The sequence below is a fragment of the Motilimonas pumila genome, assembly GCF_003596335.1.
Taxonomy (GTDB): domain Bacteria; phylum Pseudomonadota; class Gammaproteobacteria; order Enterobacterales; family CBDFNC01; genus Motilimonas; species Motilimonas pumila.
The window spans coordinates 1-18,104 of sequence record NZ_QZCH01000032.1 but is presented as its reverse complement, the minus strand read 5'-3'; the positions used below and the strand labels follow the sequence as shown (position 1 = coordinate 18,104).

12 protein-coding genes are annotated in these 18,104 nt (G+C 46.3%); 2 read left to right on the top strand and 10 right to left on the bottom strand.

Annotation, left to right across the window (positions count from 1 at the left end):
* Positions 1-41: 41 nt before the first annotated feature.
* The 4 genes from pyrG to rlmD form a co-directional block, all read right to left on the bottom strand.
* The gene (gene pyrG / locus D1Z90_RS17795; RefSeq protein ID WP_119912147.1) at positions 42-1,679 is read right to left on the bottom strand and encodes a CTP synthase; all 1,638 of its coding nucleotides are present in this window, start codon (positions 1,677-1,679) and stop codon (positions 42-44) included.
* A gap of 133 nt (positions 1,680-1,812) precedes the next feature.
* Positions 1,813-2,628, bottom strand: a complete 816-nt coding sequence (gene mazG / locus D1Z90_RS17790; RefSeq protein ID WP_119912146.1) for a nucleoside triphosphate pyrophosphohydrolase — start codon at positions 2,626-2,628, stop codon at positions 1,813-1,815.
* Between the two features lie 2 nt (positions 2,629-2,630).
* Positions 2,631-4,844: a GTP diphosphokinase gene (gene relA, locus D1Z90_RS17785; protein WP_119912145.1), complete on the bottom strand. Its 2,214-nt coding sequence runs from the start codon at positions 4,842-4,844 to the stop codon at positions 2,631-2,633.
* A gap of 82 nt (positions 4,845-4,926) precedes the next feature.
* Positions 4,927-6,261, bottom strand: coding sequence for a 23S rRNA (uracil(1939)-C(5))-methyltransferase RlmD (rlmD, locus tag D1Z90_RS17780; RefSeq protein WP_119912144.1), 1,335 nt, complete (start codon positions 6,259-6,261; stop codon positions 4,927-4,929).
* A 173-nt stretch (positions 6,262-6,434) separates the two neighbouring features.
* Between rlmD and barA the strand changes: the two genes are divergently transcribed.
* Positions 6,435-9,164, top strand: coding sequence for a two-component sensor histidine kinase BarA (barA, locus tag D1Z90_RS17775; protein WP_119912143.1), 2,730 nt, complete (start codon positions 6,435-6,437; stop codon positions 9,162-9,164).
* 247 nt (positions 9,165-9,411) lie between these two features.
* On the opposite strand, the gene D1Z90_RS17770 is transcribed toward barA, so the two are convergent.
* Together D1Z90_RS17770 and D1Z90_RS17765 are read right to left on the bottom strand one after the other, a co-directional pair.
* Entirely contained in the window at positions 9,412-9,837 is a 426-nt protein-coding gene (locus tag D1Z90_RS17770; RefSeq protein ID WP_119912142.1) for a DUF1761 domain-containing protein, read from the bottom strand.
* Between the two features lie 106 nt (positions 9,838-9,943).
* Entirely contained in the window at positions 9,944-10,402 is a 459-nt protein-coding gene (locus tag D1Z90_RS17765; protein ID WP_119912141.1) for a DUF3291 domain-containing protein, read from the bottom strand.
* A 286-nt stretch (positions 10,403-10,688) separates the two neighbouring features.
* Between D1Z90_RS17765 and D1Z90_RS17760 the strand changes: the two genes are divergently transcribed.
* Positions 10,689-11,042 carry a DUF6404 family protein gene (locus D1Z90_RS17760; protein ID WP_119912140.1) on the top strand — a complete coding sequence of 118 codons (354 nt, stop codon included), beginning with the start codon at positions 10,689-10,691 and terminating at the stop codon, positions 11,040-11,042.
* A gap of 160 nt (positions 11,043-11,202) precedes the next feature.
* On the opposite strand, the gene D1Z90_RS17755 is transcribed toward D1Z90_RS17760, so the two are convergent.
* From D1Z90_RS17755 to D1Z90_RS17740, 4 genes are all read right to left on the bottom strand, one after another.
* Positions 11,203-12,492: a lysine N(6)-hydroxylase/L-ornithine N(5)-oxygenase family protein gene (locus tag D1Z90_RS17755; protein WP_119912139.1), complete on the bottom strand. Its 1,290-nt coding sequence runs from the start codon at positions 12,490-12,492 to the stop codon at positions 11,203-11,205.
* 69 nt (positions 12,493-12,561) lie between these two features.
* Positions 12,562-13,545: a GNAT family N-acetyltransferase gene (locus D1Z90_RS17750; protein WP_119912138.1), complete on the bottom strand. Its 984-nt coding sequence runs from the start codon at positions 13,543-13,545 to the stop codon at positions 12,562-12,564.
* Complete coding sequence (locus D1Z90_RS17745; RefSeq protein ID WP_119912137.1) at positions 13,535-15,802, bottom strand: TonB-dependent siderophore receptor; 2,268 nt, start codon at positions 15,800-15,802, stop codon at positions 13,535-13,537. The genes D1Z90_RS17750 and D1Z90_RS17745 overlap by 11 nt, the downstream gene beginning before the upstream one ends.
* A gap of 102 nt (positions 15,803-15,904) precedes the next feature.
* Positions 15,905-18,104: condensation domain-containing protein (locus D1Z90_RS17740; RefSeq protein ID WP_198419263.1), on the bottom strand; the 2,200-nt coding region annotated here is incomplete at its 5' end.

The following is an 18,104-nucleotide window of genomic DNA, read 5'->3' as shown; positions in this document are numbered from 1 at the left end:
AGATTTTTTTAACAAATCCCACTAAATTGATCAATCAGGAACTAGTTTAGTTCTTTGTTCTGATATTCTCTAGCCGCTTTAATAAAGCCTTCAAACAGCGGATGCCCATCACGAGGCGTAGACGTAAACTCTGGGTGGAACTGAGCCGCTACAAACCAAGGATGTTGTGGGTTTTCTACAATTTCGACTAATTTCTTATCTGCTGATAGACCAGTTACTTTTAATCCAGCCTTTTCAATTTGCGGCAGCAGATTGTTGTTCACTTCGTAGCGATGACGGTGGCGCTCTTGAATCGTTGCGCTGCCATACATTTCACGTACTTTTGAACCTTCAGCTAAATGACACAGCTGAGCGCCCACTCGCATTGTGCCACCTAAATCAGAGGTTTCACTGCGCGTTTCCACATTGCCACTTTCGTCAATCCATTCAGTAATCAAACCCACTACAGGGTTTGGCGTATTTGCATTGAATTCAGTAGAATGAGCGGCTTCCATTTCGGCAACATTACGAGCATATTCAATCAATGCTACTTGCATGCCTAAACAAATACCTAAGTAAGGTACGTTATTCTCACGGGCGTATTGCGCCGTTAAAATTTTACCTTCCACGCCACGTTCGCCAAAACCGCCAGGAACCAAAATAGCATCAACACCTTTCAGGATATCTGTGCCTTTGGCTTCTATGTCTTGCGAATCTATGTACTTAATGGTGACGCTTGCTTGGTTTTTCAAGCCACCGTGTTTCAACGCTTCATTTACCGACTTGTATGCGTCTGGTAATTCAACGTATTTACCCACCATGGCAATCGTTAATTCGGTTGTGGTATTGGCTTCTTCATAGATCACGCGTTCCCACTCAGACAAATCAGCTTCAGGGCATGTTAAGCCAAAGCGACGAACACAGTACTCGTCTAAGCCTTGAGATTTTAATAGCGCAGGGATCTTGTAGATGCTATCTACGTCTTTCAGAGAGATAACCGCTTTTTCTTCGACGTTACAGAACAAAGAAATCTTGGCGCGTTCATTCGCCGGAATCGCGCGATCGCTACGACACACCAGAATATCAGGTTGAATACCGATACTACGCAGTTCTTTAACCGAGTGCTGTGTAGGTTTAGTTTTCACTTCACCTGCCGCGCCCAAAAATGGCACTAGGGTTAAGTGCATAAACATAGCGTTGTCTCGGCCCACTTCAGTGCCAAGCTGGCGAATCGCCTCTAAGAAAGGTTGTGACTCAATGTCACCCACGGTGCCGCCAATTTCAACAATGGCAACGTCTACACCTTCACCACCCGCAATAACACGCTCTTTAATGCCGTTGGTAATGTGTGGAATAACCTGAATGGTCGCACCGAGGTAATCACCGCGACGCTCTTTTGCAAGTACATCAGAATAAACACGACCCGTAGTGAAATTGTTTCGCTTGGTCATTTTGGTGCGGATAAAACGCTCGTAGTGACCTAAATCAAGGTCGGTCTCTGCGCCATCATCCGTGACGAATACTTCGCCGTGCTGGATAGGGCTCATCGTACCTGGATCCACGTTAATGTACGGGTCCAACTTCATAATGGTGACTTTCAATCCACGAGCTTCAAGGATCGCCGCCAGTGAGGCTGCCGCAATACCTTTACCTAAGGATGACACCACCCCACCTGTTACGAATATATACTTTGTAGTCATGCTGTTCCTGAGATGTTAGGAGTTGTACGATGATTTAGAGACGTTCAAGACGGGAAAAAATTATAGCAAAACCACCCGACCCCCACAATGCAAGATAGTGTAACTTTACAAGATTTTTTCTCCTTGTTTTAAATCAATTTTTGTAACTTTCTTTCACTTGCTGCCAGACCTGCTCCATTTCGTCTAATGAGCAATCACTCATATCTTTGTTTTGATTACTAAAGTGTTGCTCAACTTGGCGAAAGCGTCGCTCAAACTTCAAGTTGGCACGACGCAAAGCTTGCTCAGGATCCTTCTTTAAATGGCGACAAAGGTTTACCGTAGCAAAAAGTAAATCACCTACTTCGTCTTCAACTCGGTCTTGATCCACGGTTACTTGGTGCACTTCATCCAGTACTTCGTCTATTTCTTCTTTAATTTTATCAACCACTGGCTCTAAGGTTTCCCAGTCAAAGCCTACCGTGGCGCAGCGCTTTTGAATTTTATTGGCGCGAGTGAGCGCCGGTAGCGTGGTAGGCACATTGTCCAGAACACTGCTTTCTGTCACCGCTACGTCACCTTTCGCAGCGCGCTCTTTGGCTTTTTCAGCTTCCCAATTTTGCATCACGGCGGCTTCATCATTTAAGTCAGCGTCGGCAAACACGTGTGGGTGACGGCGAACCAGTTTTTCAGACACGGTATCCACAATGTCTTTAAAGTCGAACAGCTTTTGTTCCTGCGCTAATTGGGCATAAAACACAACCTGAAATAACAAGTCGCCTAATTCTCCTTTTAACTCGCCGTAATCATTACGCTCAATGGCATCAGCCACTTCATAAGCTTCTTCTAAAGTGTGGGGCACAATCGAAGCAAAGGTCTGTTTGATATCCCAAGGGCAACCCGTTTCTGGATCTCGCAGTTGCGCCATAATTTCCAATAAACGCGCCATGGTGTCTGTGTTTGATTTCATCTTTATACTCGGTTTGCTTCTGATACGCCTTTAATTCCGCCTACCTTGCTCAGTACTTTGCCAAGGTCAGCGATATTGGTGACTTCTAATTCCATGTCGATGATGGCCGTTTGACTGCGCGGATCTGAATGACTCTTCACACCAAGCACATTGACTTTCTCGTTGGCAAGCACCGTAGTGATGTCTTTCAATAAACCACTACGGTCTAAAGAGGTGACACGCACGGTGAGTGAATAACCCTGTGATTTTTGCGAGCCCCAGTGCGCCTCAACAATGCGCTCTGGGTGCGCGTCTTGCAAATCATGTAGTTGCTCACAGCTCTGGCGATGTATCGAAATACCGCGACCTTGGGTGATGTAACCACAAATGTCATCACCTGGTACGGGTTGACAACACCTAGCCATTGTCGTCATCAGGTTACCCACCCCTTCTATCACGACGTGGTCATTTGCCTTGCTCTTTTTATTAATACTGGCGGCTTTGCGCTTGGCAACTTGCTCCAGCGCTTTACGATCGGCTTCTTCGTCGCTCGGCTGATGATAATGGGCGTCGATGAAATTCAATAAGTGATTTAACCGAATGTCGCCGTTACCTATGCCTGCGAGCAGCTCATCCAGTGACGTGAGGTTATGCTTTTTCACCGCTGGAGTGGCGTCCACCAGCTTGAGGCCTAACTTGTTCAGCTCAGGCTCTAATAAATCTTTGCCCGCTTGAATGTTCTTACCTTTGTCTTGGTGACGGAAAAAGGTAGCAATTTTAGAGCGTGCACGAGATGAATTAACATAGCCTAAGTTAGCATTGAGCCAATCTCGGCTTGGGTTAGGCTCTTTCTGGGTGATAATTTCAACTTGATCACCGGTTTGCAATTGGTGGGTAAACGGTACAATTTTACCGCCGACCTTACTGCCGATGCAGCGATGGCCAACCTGACTATGAATATAGTAAGCAAAATCCAATGGTGTTGAGCCAGCCGGTAAATCAACCACTTCACCTTTGGGGGTAAAGACATATACTCTTTCATCAAATACTTGGCTACGAATTTCATCCACTAAACTGCCAGACTCGGTCATGTCATCTTGCCAAGCTAACAGTTTTCTTAACCAAGCAATGCGCTCTTCATAACCCCCAGCGCGTCCTGCTGACTCGCCTTCTTTGTATTTCCAGTGTGCGGCAACCCCTAACTCAGCGTCTTCGTGCATTTGCTTAGTGCGAATTTGAATTTCTACCGCGCGGCCATTTGGCCCTAATACCACGGTATGGATCGATTGATAGCCATTGGGTTTAGGGTTAGCCACATAATCATCAAACTCAGACGGAATATGCTGATACAAAGTATGCACCACGCCAAGGGCGGCATAACAATCTTGTAAGCGGTCGGCAATGATGCGCACCGCGCGCACGTCAAACAGTTCGTCAAAGCTCAGCGACTTCTTCTGCATCTTTTTCCAGATGCTATAAATGTGCTTGGGTCGACCGTAGACTTCCGCACGAATCTCATTTTGTTTCATGCCATCAGACAAGGTGCCGACAAACTCGCTGATGTAGCCTTCACGATCGATGCGCTTTTCATCGAGTTGCTTGGCAATTTTCTTGTAAATGTCTGGATGCAGGTAACGAAAAGACAAGTCTTCCAGTTCCCACTTTAGCTGCCCTATGCCTAAACGGTTTGCTAAGGGCGCGTAAATATCGGCTATTTCCCGTGCGGTTAATACACGGGTTTCTTCGTCAGCGTTTTTAATCAAGCGTAAAAAGCAAATGCGCTCAGCCAGTTTAATCACCACGGCTCGCACGTCTTCCACCATCGCCAATAGCATGCGTCTCAGGTTATCAACTTGCAGCTCATTGTTGCTATCGCCTTTACTTTGCAAAGTACGAATAGCTTCCATGTCTACCACGCCTTGAACCAGCTTCGCGATACTGCCGTCAAACTCTTGTTCAACCCACGCTTGCTCTTTAATACCGGTATCGCAAAATGGAAAAATCAGCGCCGCTTTTAAAGTATTGAGATCCATGTTCATGGTGATCAAGATTTCCACCATTTCAACGCCCACTTCAAGTAAGTCTGGGGTTTGGTGTTGTTGGCATAAATCGGCCAGCTCACTGTACAATTTCACCAGCTTTTGCTGCTCAACGTCTGTTAGCCCTAACGTGGTCACCCACACCTTAGGGTCACGTTCTTGTTTATCGAGAAAATGGGTGTCACGAATCGAAACCATGAATAAACCTCTAACAAGCCTTCTTTCGTGAGGCTCAATGTTTGTTGCAGTCTTTGTAATTATTGTCGTAAGGGCTGACTGTTTAACTCAACTCAAACAGCGCCATAGATTCCATATGTGCAGTATGGGGGAACATATCAATCAAGCCCAAACGCGTCATTTTGTAACCATGGTCTAATAATACTTTAGTGTCGCGAGCCATCGTAGCAGGATGGCACGAAACATAGACAATACGCTCACATTTAAGTTTGCATAAATGTTCACAAGCTAATAATGCCCCCTCTCTAGCAGGATCAAGTAATGCCTTGTTAAACGTTTGCCGCGCCCATTGCGCTTGGCTAAAGTCTTGGCTTAAATCGGCGTGATAAAACGCGGTATTTTCCCTGCCCATTTTCGCAGCATTATGCTGCGCTTGGGTAACCATAGCAGGAACACCTTCCACTCCCACTACTTTGGCGGCTGTTTTCGCCAGCGGCAAACTAAAGTTACCCAAACCAGCGAATAAGTCTAGCACGCTATCCTTGCTGTTAACGGCCAACCAGTCGATAGCTTGCGCTATCATCTTACGATTAACCTCAGGGTTTACTTGAATAAAATGGCCAGGCTTAAAATCTAACTCCAGGTCAAATTCAGGCAAGTTATAACTGATGGCGCCTTCGCCCACTAAGGTTTCAAACTGCTCTGGTTGCGATTGCAGTAATAGCTGCAATTGATGCTGCGTGGCAAATTCAGTGAGTCGTTTACGGTCCGCCGCAGACAAAGGTTTTGTATGACGCAATACAGCCACCACCCCTTGTTCACTCAAATACATAGCCAAATGCCCAAGCGCCGCTTTGCCTTTCAACTGGTTTAAACAATCCCGCCAAGGCGTTATCAGCGCAGCCATTTGCGGTTGTAATACTGGACAAGCATGTTGCTCAAATAAGTCGTTACTGCTTTTACTGCGAAAACTCAATGCCACTTGATTGCGCTTTTTATTGTATTGAATACCAAAGCGTGCAGACCGGCGATAACCTTGGTCGTGTGCCGCAATAGTGGGCGCTAACTTAAGTTGCTTTAGGGAGGTAAACTTGGCCACTAAGCCTAATAAGCTGTGCTGTTTGTGTTCCACTTGGGCTTGTGACTGCAAGTGCTGTAAATCGCAGCCACCACACACTTGATAATGCTGACAAAAAGGCGTTACTCGCAATTCTGAAGCGGTCACAACTTGTTGAGTTTGCGCAAATATTAGTTGCTGTTTTTGACCGGTTACCTTGGCCTTGACGCGCTCTGTTGGCAGCGCACCAGTGACAAACACGGTACGCCCTTGATACTTGGCGATGCCTCGTCCTTGGTGATCCAGTTTTTCGATGGCCAATTCAAGAAAAGGAGGCAATGAAGAAGAACTGCGTTTACTGGGTTTAAAAAACTGCGCCATCTCGGATCCGGTCTAAAAATAATGGCGTATTGTCACATATAGCGACAAAATCTAAAACCGGCTTGTGATCAATAAGCCAAACTCGTCATTTCCCCCTTGGCCTAAGGCTATGACCCGTAAGCACATCATGTTAACATGACCTTTAATTTAGATGCCTTTAATACCAATTAGATATGACCAAGCACGGCCTTAAAGCTAGGGTAATTGCCTTAACGATTATACCCACTATCGTAATAGGTACCTTGTTAGCGGCTTATTTTACTTTTAACCGTTACCAACAATTAGAAGATTTGGTTATTGAGCAAGCCCGCAGTATTGCCGATCCGCTGGCGATCGCTGCTGAAATTGGTATGCAACAAAAAAATCGTCGTTATCTGCGTAACCTCATTGGCGTAACTCATCGAAAACACAGCCCCTCGATCGTCACCATCGCCATATATAAAGCTGATAACACCATGTTTATGAACAGTAACTATGACCGCAATATCGGCCGGTTAAAGTTACAAAAAGACAAACCCATTCCCGAAGCGACTGAAGTCGAAGTGTTCGACAACTACATCGTGGTGCGTACACCCATCATAGGGGAAGACAATTTAAGCGACTACCCGCTGCCATTGCCACTTGAAGAGCAAAGCAATAAGTTGGGTTACGTTGCCATGTTAGTGAGCACTGACAGAGCCTTACTGCTGCAATTTAGAGACACTAGCTCGGCGATATTTATCGTATTGCTGGGCATCGTCATTAGTATTATTTTCTCATTTCGCCAAGTAAAAAATGTTACCGAGCCGATTACCAGCATGGTGAAAGCGGTCGATAAAATCCGTGAAGGTCGCCTGGATACCCGGGTGCATGGCAGCTTCACTGGCGAGCTAGGCATGCTCAAAAACGGTATTAACTCAATGGCAAAGTCAATGAGTGAATACCATGAAGAAATGCAGCAAAGCATTGACCAAGCCACCTCTGACTTGCGTGAAACCTTAGAGCAAATCGAAATTCAAAACGTAGAATTAGACATGGCGAAAAAACGCGCTCAAGAAGCGGCGCGGGTCAAGTCTGAATTTCTGGCGAATATGTCTCACGAGTTAAGAACACCGCTTAATGGTGTGATTGGCTTTGCTCGCCAGTTATTGAAAACCTCACTCAGTCCGAGCCAAACTGATTACCTGCAAACTATCGAAAAATCAGCTAACAATCTGCTTAATATCATCAACGATATTCTCGACTTTTCGAAACTGGAAGCCGGTAAGCTGGTATTAGAAAATATCCCATTTGCGCTGCGTGATACAGTGGACGAAGTGATTACCCTATTGGCGCCAAGCGCCCACGACAAAGACCTAGAAATTTCATTGATGGTAGACCACGACGTGCCTTCTGGCGCCGTGGGTGACCCGCTGCGTTTCCAGCAAGTGCTTACCAACCTTATTGGTAACGCCATTAAGTTTACCGAAATGGGTAACGTGGAAATTCAAATGAGCATGATGGGCGAGCAAGACGGTAAGCTTATCCTCAAAACCATGGTATCGGATACCGGTATTGGTATTTCCGAGAAACAACAAGCTCAGCTGTTTGAAGCCTTTGGCCAAGCCGACACCAGTATTACCCGTCGTTATGGTGGTACGGGCCTTGGTCTGGTTATCACCCAAAAGCTGGTGCAGCAAATGGGCGGTGAAATTGAGCTGGTTTCATCATTGAACCATGGCTCTACTTTCTGGTTTACCATAGCCCTTGACGCATCGCCAATGCCAATGTCTGATCCGTTGCCGATCAGCAGTTTGAAATCCCAACCTGTGCTGGTCTTTGAAGCTGATGAATTCTCTGCTCGCTCTTTCTCGCAGCAGTTACAACAGTGGAAAATGCAAGTATTCTTGGCACAAACTACCGAGCGCTGGCATGACTTATTGTCTGATCGCTACCAAAACATCATTATTGGCCATAGCGACAATACTCATATAGGGCCACTGCTCAAACGAGTCACCGAAGCCAAGGAGTATTGTGACAGTGTGGTTGTATACTTAAACACTGCCAGCCCTGAAACCAAAGCCGATATTCTGGCTCGCGGCGCCACCAAAGTATTAACCAAGCCGGTGAACCAGCGTAAATTCGCCGCTGCGCTGACGGATATTCAAGTCGACATTGAGCCGTCTCCTGTCATTAAGATCACGCCAGACGATAAACAGTCTCGCCTAAAAGTCATGGCCGTGGATGATAACCCAGCCAACTTGAAGCTGATTTCCGCAATGTTGGACGATTTAGTCGCAGAAGTGACAACCGCAACAAACGGCCGTGAAGCCGTCGATAAATCGAACGAGCAAACCTTCGACATCATCTTTATGGACATTCAAATGCCGATACTCGATGGCATCAGCGCGTGCCAGATGATACGTAAAGGCGATACCAACCAAACCACGCCTATCATCGCGGTTACCGCGCACGCGATTGCTGGTGAGCGAGAGAAACTGATTGACCAAGGCATGGACGATTATTTGTCTAAGCCGATTGATGAAAAGATGCTGATCCAAATCATTGAGAAATGGGCCACAGACAGTCACGAACAGCAAGGGGAAATGCACCTCGACTGGGAATTAGCTCTCAGACAAAGTGCGGGTAAGCCCGACCTTGCCAAAGAAATGCTGACCATGTTGGTCGACAGCTTTAGCGAAGTAGAAAGCGCCATCGATAAAGCTATGAAGCAAGAGATAGATAACCAAGGCTTAGACGCGGTGATCCATAAGTTCCACGGCGGCTGTAGCTATAGTGGCGTACCGCAACTGCAAAAGCTGGCGGCGTTAGTCGAAACCGAACTGAAGAAAGGCATCGACATAGATGACTTAGAGCCAGAGCTATTTGAGTTAATGGATGAAATTAAAAAGGTAGAACAAGCGGCGGAAACCTTTTTAGGTTAACGACTGAAAGTTTGACGCTCCTCCCGGATTTCATCGCTTGCGAGAAGCAAGCGTGCCGCTAGGCTGCTGACGACTTTATTGCCACTTCTTTGCGCCAGGTACTTACAACACTATTTTTAGCTGTTGTGACCATCCTTTCATTTCTAGGCTTTTTGCTAATAAAGCGCAAAGGCTACTTAAACAACATCAGCTTAAATAAAATCAACCTAAGCAAAGTACCACTCATTGCCTTGCAAGGTTAATTACGCTAAGAAAATAGACCAATCACAGCACCTATTAGGGCAAGTTCAGCCACACTGTGAGCCCCATTGATGCATGTGAATCTTGACGGCAAACGGGCGAAACCATTGTAATAACCGATAGAGGTGGCGGTAAAGGCGACCGCCAGAGTTGCTGCAAACAAAGCCCCACTGAGCACGCCAGAGATGCCCGCTAGTGATAAAAGAAAAGCAACCCATAACGCTTTGACCGCCCCAGAAGTAAGGGATATAAAAAAAGCCCAACCAAGACCTTGAGTATTATCTGCCTCTTCTTTGGTCAAGCTTAGAGAGTTTGCCCAACACCGCCCAAAAACGCCCCAGTGATACCAGAAAAAACCAAGTAAATAACTGGCCAGAGTCGCAACCAGCACAGCTAAATAATTAAGAGCTTGCAGCTCTTGCAAAACATTCATGTACTTTCCTAAAATGATACAAGGTAGTCTAAAAACTGAACCAGCGCGCAATCACTTGTTGGCTCAGTTCGATAGTAAATTAATCAACCCACAGGTCTTGTAGGTACTAAGTTTTACTCTGCAAATACTCTGTTGCGCTGAACAAGCTTTTAAAGGTAAATGCACTAGGAGTTTCACCAAAGCGTCGAAGCAACTCAAGTTTTTCGATAGCTTGTTCAATGGTTGGAATATGTCCGATTGGCTGCCACCACAGCACATAACTGTGGTCAGAAATAGGCTCAAACCACTCTTTTTTACGGCGCATAAAATCTCTATGATGAGTTTTAAACATGAAGGTTCTTAACGCATCCGGGGAGTCCCAAACAGACATATTTACGATGATATTAGGATCGGAGAAAGCCTGTATATCTGTGGCATCGCCAGAGTCATCTTTTAAACGCCATACAAACCCTTCACTCGACTCAGCTAAACGATTGATAGGCTCCAAATTATCTACAAAATCTCTTATTTCGAGCGATTCTAACGCGTATTTGGCTTTCGCTATGTTCAATTGCGCAAGCTGCATCTAAAGCCTCCGTTGTACCTAACCTTGATAGTGATTTACTCTTTTAAAGCAATAATCTTGCGTTTTGATGATGCAAGTAGCGAGTCTTAATCAAGCTTACTTCTGATGCACAATGACAAGTCATCGCTTGTTATTACCTTGTGTCGTAAAAATCAAACTGCACTCAGTCTTTGTGTAAAGATAGCTAACTTACCGCACAAAGTTTTAGCCAAAACTGTTTGAAAAAAGTGCATTTGAGCATTAAATTTAGCTGAACATTTTATCAAATACTAGGTGAGGAACAGCAATGAACTATGACAGTAAAGTCGAACTGGCCCATGCAGAAACGCTAGAAAAAGGTATTTTTCAGTCAAACGCTAACCCGTTAACCTTTCGTTTACTACGTAAGCTTGGCATCCGCGTCGCGCCGCCGTATTACCGCTCTTTCGTTTCTAGCTTCTCAATTTGCTTCCTCTACTTTACCCCATTATTTGCTTTGGTTTACGGACTGTTATCGGGCCAAGCAATACAAGAGGTGGTAACTTCATCATTGATTGCAGGATTGGTGTTTGCTTTGGCTATGTCTGTGTTTTACTACGTAAGGAAAAAACAGCTAGGGCTTACGAGTTGGCAGTCGCTTAGCTTAGAGGGCAATGCTTAAGCACTGCCTCTAATTAATGATCCTTGTTCAAACTCATCAAGGCTAAGGTGAAAAATAAAATGCCTTTACCGCCAAACCAAACGTTTGGCGTACATGGGGCAAAGCTTGAGCAAGTATCTTTCAGCTTTCACTAGAGCTGGGCAAATTACAGAGCCCTTCTTCACTCTGCAATTTGCGCTTCTTGCTCAAATTGCTGGGTTAAGCAACTCACTACTTCATGGGAACGAACCGCTAAGACAGACAGTAAGGTATCACTGAGGCCATGAGTGTCTTCACAACAACCTTGTAAGAAGATATTAACTTTACAGTTATCTTGCATCGGCACTCGATAGCAACGCTCTACTTCTTGCTGTGCCATGTAACTTTGCAATGGTGCCAATAACTGACTGTAACCTCGATATTGATAACCCGTGGCCAAAATCACCGCATCATACTGTTGCCAAGATTGCTGCTGGCTAGCTTTATCACGCAGTAATAAACTCACTTTTTCGTCTTGTTGTGCTACGTCGACCACTTCATGGTTGGCCAAATAGTTATGGTTACCTTTGCCGGTTACATTTTGTAAATACAAACGCTCATAAATAGCGTTAAGCTCAGGCACATCAATCACGGAATAGTTAGTGCCGCTAAAGCGCTGTAATAGCGCTTGGCGCTGCTCTTGCGTACGCGCATAAACTTGGTCGGTGAACTCAGGGTTAAATATTTCATTCACAAACGGGCTGTCATCCGCTGGGTGCAATGCGTAACCTCGGTTGATCATATTCACTGAGCCAGGTTCATAGCGAGCCGCCATGTCTACAAATATTTCGGCAGCGCTTTGGCCTGCGCCAATAATCGCGATGCTGGCATCATCTTGTGCTGGCGCGGCTTGATCACGCCAAAATTTATAAGCCGATGAGTGAATCACTTGGCGACTTAGCTTACCCTCAAATTGAGCCGGAAGTTTGGGGCTGCCACCCATGCCAATAATTAAACTTCGGGTGATCCGCTCTTCCCGCTGACCATCTGAGTTTTCAGTGATCACTTTCACTTTCTGCACTTCGCCGTCTTGCTCAATCGGCTCAATCGACACCACGTTTTGACTGTAATTAACCTGTTCACTGAAGTGGCCTGCCGCCCAAGTCAGGTAATCGTTAAACTCAACCCGCGTCGGTTGGAACGTACTCATATTAATAAATGAGTTCAATCGCTTGTGCTGATGCAGATAATTAACAAAAGAGAATGGACTAAGAGGGTTGCGCTGTGTCACCAAGTCTTTTAAAAATGAAATCTGCATCCGCGTGCCGTCTAATAGCATGCCTCCATGCCATTCAAATTGTGGCTTTCGCTCCAGAAAACAACAATTAAAATCGCGCTCTGAGCTGATTTCTTGCAACGCAATGGCTATCGCTAGATTGGCTGGGCCAAATCCAATGCCTATCGCATCATACTCCTTTACATTGATGGACATATTTCACGCCTCTTTGGTGATGTGCTTACTAAATAAGGATTACGAAAAGTAACGGCTTGATGCCAACGGTTAACTCAGTGCTAACAGCTGGAAAAAAGCATCTCTTTGTTGCCACATGAGTGCGGCTTTTTTATGGGGGAACATAAATTCATTAAGTTTGGCAAAGCCATGCTGCTGTAAATAATTTTGCATCACTTGGTTGTCGGCTCGGGGTTCACTCACAATCCTTTGAGTGCGAGGGTCTGACAAGTATAAGTAGTGACAGATGCTGGCCAACCAAGCCTTCACTTTATGCGGGCCTCGATGATGTTGTTCACCCACCAGCATGTGAATGCCACGATCATAAGGCTGAGCGTCATAATAGGGGGCAATGCGATCTTCTTTTGCCCAGTATGCTTCTACGTAAGCAAAGGGCTCACCATTTAACTGCACTATCAGTAATTGGTTTTTATCGTCAGCCAGTGCTTTGAGTAAATATGCTTGGTGCTGCTCTTTACTGCCTTGCTCTTGCCAGAATGCCGCCACCCTTTGATTATTTTGCCAGCGATGAAAACAGTCTAAATGTTGCTCTATCGATAAACCTACCAGCGTTAAGTGCGCGTCTAACCAAGGAATGTATCTTTGGTATAACACGCCCGTTTGCGGTGCGGGTCGCATTGGCCGATATTGGCCATTCACCAACTGCATCAAGTGTGGAGTGCTGCTAACATCATTGCTTAACCAAGGTTTTGGCCACTGCAAAAATGCGCCTCGCCACAATACCCAAGTCTGCTCACTTTGCTTTTGCCAGTAGCCGCTTGGTTGGCAAAAAGCTTGCTGTTCAGTCACGACAGATTGCAGCTCAGGGAGCAACCTAAACGCGGCTTCAAACACCTGCGCCAGTAAATCACCCGACACGCTTAAACTCAATAACTGAGCTTGTTGTGCATTTAATGATTGTAATTGCGCCAAGGGAACATCGCCGCAAACAAGCTGAAACTGCTGCGCGCTCTGCGACAGCAGTTGGATCGGCTGCCCCACGGGCAGCGTCTCTAATGCTTGATTACCAAGCATAACTTAGGCTCGCGATAACATTACGACGGTCGCCATAGAAACAGCTGCCGTAGCAAGTGGCAACGTACTCTTTATCAGCAATATTCTTCACCGCCACTTGCACTTTGTAGTCAGAGAATTCGTAGCTGGCCGTTGCATCAAACAAAGTGTAAGAAGGCACTTTTATCATTTCATTGTTATCACCGTAGGTATCACCTACGTAACGAGCACCGCCACCAATCGCCAGGCCATCTAAGCTAGTACCAAGGAAACGATAATGAGCCCATGCCGAAGCCAAGGTATCTGCGACTTGCACCGGACGCTTACCAACCGTTGACTCGTTCTGGTTCTTGGTGATTTTCGGATCCATAAAGGTTGCGTTAGCCACTAGGCTAAGCGAAGCCGTTACGTTAGCCACAAACTCTAATTCAAAACCTTTGTTTTCTATTTCGCCGATTTGCGTCAAGTTGCCAAGGCCATCGCGGCTGGCTAAGTTTTCTTTATTAATCACAAAGTACGCGGCATTCACTTGGCCATCAAAACCCACTGGTTGGTACTTAATACCTAACTCAAATTGGTCACCCGTTTCAGGTTTCGCCGGCTCACCATTGCTATTCCACTGTAAGATTGGCTGGAAGTAATTTGCATAGCTGGCGTAAGGCGTTAAACCATTATCAAACAAGTAAGCCGTGCCTATGCTGCCCGTCCACTCTTTGTCATCAACTTTACTGCTAGATCCTGCGGCAGACATCTTAGTTTCAGCAATGTCATAACGGGCGCCAAGGTTCACTACCCAAGCGTCTTGAATCGTCATCTGGTTTTGTAGGTAAAAACCCAGTTGATCTTTTTTGCTGCTGCGACTCACACGATCTGCCTCAGTGACAGGCTGGAATGTTGAGCCATCAAGTAGCATTACGTTGTCAGTGTATTCCGGGTTGAACGGGTTAAATGTTGGGTTTGGTACCATACCGCCGGTAGGCAACATCAAAATATCATTCGCGTCAGCAGCAATTGGGTCACCGCCAGCATAGTCTAAACCTTTAGTGTTTACATATTGGTAATCAATACCGGCTAGTACCACGTGGTCTACCGAGCCAGTAGTGAGCTTATGTACTAAACGGTTATCAATGTTAAAGCTGTCAGAATCGCCCTCTTCAGTTGAAACGCCGCGCATGATGGTGCTTCGGGTCGGATCTAACATCACGCCAAGGCCACCGGGTAAGATATCTTGGCTATAACCTAAGGCGTACATTTGCACTAGGTCGATGTCAATATTACTGTAGCGCGCAGACTGGGCGAAGCTGGTTTGCTCATTAAAGGCGTGAGTTAGCTCATAGCCTAGGTTTAGCTGGCTGCGCTCAAATTTTTCAAAACCAGGGTTACCGATTGCTGTGCTATCAGAAATTTTGCCGTTATTTTCGTTATCCACCAAAGAGCCTTCAGCGGGTAAGAATTGCAGATAAGGGTCAGAGTCATCCCTTTGGTAACTGGTTAATAAAGTTAGCTCTGTTTGCTCTGCAAATTTAAACGCAAACGATGGCGCTACGTAGTAACGCTCAGCTTCTAGGCCGTCAATACGGGTTTCGTTCGTGCGACCCATCGCCACTAAACGCCAAGCGGCATTGTCATTAAATTGGCTGCCAATGTCTAAGCTCAATTGAATACGCTGGTCAGTGCCGTACTGGGCTTCAACAAATCCAATAGACTCGTTGAAGTTCGGGCGCTTGCTGACCACGTTAATCACACCACCCGGAGGGTTTTGCCCGTAAAGCACTGATGCAGGTCCGCGTAATATTTCAACACGCTCTAAGCCAAATGGGTCTACCTGGTACGAGTAAAAACCTTCTGAGTGAATGCGAGTATTGTCTTGATAAAGGCCCGCATTAGCTTGTTTAAAACCACGAATCACAAACCAGTCTTGCTTGTTATCTTCGCCATAATAATTTGATTGAATACTTGGCGTGTATTGCAGGGCATCGGCAATACTGATCGATGCGCGATCGTCCATATGTTCACGAGTTACCACAGAAACCGCGCGCGGTACTTTGCGTAGTTCAGTATCAGTTTTTGTCGCTGTTAAGCTATGCATACCCACATAACCAAGACCTGGACCCACTGGGTCAGCATCTTTTTGGCTTTCAACTACCATGACGTCTTCCGCTTCCTCTGCAGCGTAAACGCCCTGAGCAAACAAAACACTGCTAATCGCCACCGCAATGCGGGCCTTAGCAAACAGCGGGCGAGAGGTCGTACTTACGAAATGCGTGTTAGAAAACATTACAACAAAAGTCCTTTTACTTAACGGTTATGATAATTATTCGCAATTATATTTACATTCATTATTAAAACAATAACTATTTACTTTTTACTGATTTAATTTTTAGCTCAGCGCGGAGACTAAATGACTCATCACCTGTGGTGCTCTCACAATACCTAAGTGGTCGGTAGCTATCGTGAGCTGTAGATTTAGTGTATTGATTTTACTTAACTTATTTTGCATAGCTTGAGCCCGCCCTGCTGGTTCTCCGGCCCAAAAACTGACATATTGAACCGCTGTTCGAGGTAACTGGTAGCCGTCACAAAGCTGACGATAATGCTGCTCAACCGCCCAGCTCAGCATAATGTCTTGCGCGCTGGCTCGGGTGTGTGGATCAAGATTCAGCTCTGTGAGCCACTGAGCAAAAACTTCGGGCCATTGCGCAGGAGGATTTTGGTTGAGTAATGACAAGCACTGATTAAGCTGAGGTTCGCTGGTGCCAGGCAATAAAATACCTAAATGCTGGCGTAACTTATCCTGTGCCACAGACGATTGCCACTGATCTTCTGCCACCTCGAACCCCGGTACATAACAATCAAGTAAAGCGACAAATTCTACCTCATCCCCCACGGCTTCAAGCCTTGCGACCAGCTCCTGGCATAATGCCCCGCCAAGGGACCATCCCACCAAGGTATAAGGCCCTTTGGCTTGCTGCTGCTTAATACTGGCAAGGTAGCAATCCGCCATTTCGTCAAAGCTATGATCAAACCAGCCCGCCTCGATAAAGCTGCGACTTTGTAAACCTATGACCTGTCTTTTCCCCCCCAGCGCTTGAGCTAAGGCTTGGTAAGCTTGCGCCCGCCCAGTCACCGGATGGATACAAAATACCGGCGTTCTGGTCGCTACAGCATCATTTAACGGCTGCAATACTCTTTTGTCAGCCTGACCATGGGCGCGAGATGTTTGCCCGTTCCAACGTTCTAATTGCGTGATATAACGCTTGGCAATGGCGGTTACTTGCTCCGCTGAAAAATGGCTAGAGGCATACTCCCAATGTAGTTGTAACTGACCCGAAGACACTTCAGCATTCACTACGAGAGGGGTTAACATGGTATTGCTATCCGCTTGATCAAAGCCTTCGCCGGCGATAGGTTCACACCAATGAGAAAAATCGCTGTCGTGGTACTGGCCTAAATAATTGAAGGTCACTGACGCCATGGCTGCTGAAGCAGCCGAAGCACGGAATTGGCTGCCGCCATAATCTAAGCCTGAATATAACTTGGCTTGTTGCAGCAAGCTCTGCGTTTGTTGCAGCTGAGTTTGTGGGTTGGACTCTGCGGCTAACGTCACTGGGAATAAGCTGGTCATCCAACCCAGAGTACGACTTAAATCCAGGCCATAGAACACTTGCTCGTCACGACCATGGCTTTCTAAATACACCGCCAAGTTTTGCTTGGGTGCAACGCTTTGCTGCAAACAACAAAGCAGCAATGCGTCGACTTCCACGCTTAAGGCAGGCACAGTATCACGCAACAGCTGTTGCGTTTGCGCTGCGCTTAACGTCACTTTAAGCGTCTCCCTGTCGCGGTAAAAAGCTGGATCTAATGGCTGTGGCTGGCCTTGCTGTTGCCAAAAGTTTTGGTCTATTTGGTGTTGCAGCCACCACGTTGAAAACTGTTGGCTGGCATCAGCATAACTGACGGGCGTAGGAGCTAATTGCGGCGCTTGACCGGCGATGCCTTGTTGGTATAAACGCCACAGGTCATCAATAAGAATACGCCACGACACGCCATCTATCGCTAAATGGTGAATACACATCAACAGGCGTTGACTGCCATCAGCCATGGACACTAGTGCCGCCCCAAGTAGCCGACCATGGGTGATATCCAAACTCTGCTGCAACTCTAAAGTTAACGCTTGATAAGCCGTGTCATCTGCCGCTTGGCTTTGCCACAATAAGGTTTCGGCTCCAAGCTTTTGATAAACTTGCTGCCATTGACCCTGAGGGTCTTGGGAAAAGCGCAGTCGTAATGCTCCGTGGTGATGAACCAGTTGGCTTAAAGCTGCACTCAAAACAGCAGGCTCCATTGGCTGCTTTAATGCCACGCTAATATGCTGATTCCAATGGTTAATATTACCGTGTTGCTGGTTCAAAAAATGGTGCTGAATGGGTAGCAATGGAAAGGCCTGCTCGGTTGGTTGCACCGCGTGTAATTGCTGTAACTGTGCCAGTACAGCCGCTAACTGAGATAACACAGGCGCGTCAAACACCTTCTTTGGCGTTAAATTAAACCCGCTTTGCTTCACCCTGCTCACTAACTGC

Coding starts and splice junctions, on each gene's coding strand:
- D1Z90_RS17745 (WP_119912137.1), bottom strand. CDS start 15,802: ATGTTTTCTAACACGCATTTCGTAAGTACGACCTCTCGCCCGCTGTTT.
- mazG (WP_119912146.1), bottom strand. CDS start 2,628: ATGAAATCAAACACAGACACCATGGCGCGTTTATTGGAAATTATGGCG.
- pyrG (WP_119912147.1), bottom strand. CDS start 1,679: ATGACTACAAAGTATATATTCGTAACAGGTGGGGTGGTGTCATCCTTA.
- D1Z90_RS17760 (WP_119912140.1), top strand. CDS start 10,689: ATGAACTATGACAGTAAAGTCGAACTGGCCCATGCAGAAACGCTAGAA.
- relA (WP_119912145.1), bottom strand. CDS start 4,844: ATGGTTTCGATTCGTGACACCCATTTTCTCGATAAACAAGAACGTGAC.
- D1Z90_RS17770 (WP_119912142.1), bottom strand. CDS start 9,837: ATGAATGTTTTGCAAGAGCTGCAAGCTCTTAATTATTTAGCTGTGCTG.
- D1Z90_RS17750 (WP_119912138.1), bottom strand. CDS start 13,545: ATGCTTGGTAATCAAGCATTAGAGACGCTGCCCGTGGGGCAGCCGATC.
- rlmD (WP_119912144.1), bottom strand. CDS start 6,261: ATGGCGCAGTTTTTTAAACCCAGTAAACGCAGTTCTTCTTCATTGCCT.
- D1Z90_RS17755 (WP_119912139.1), bottom strand. CDS start 12,492: ATGTCCATCAATGTAAAGGAGTATGATGCGATAGGCATTGGATTTGGC.
- barA (WP_119912143.1), top strand. CDS start 6,435: ATGACCAAGCACGGCCTTAAAGCTAGGGTAATTGCCTTAACGATTATA.
- D1Z90_RS17765 (WP_119912141.1), bottom strand. CDS start 10,402: ATGCAGCTTGCGCAATTGAACATAGCGAAAGCCAAATACGCGTTAGAA.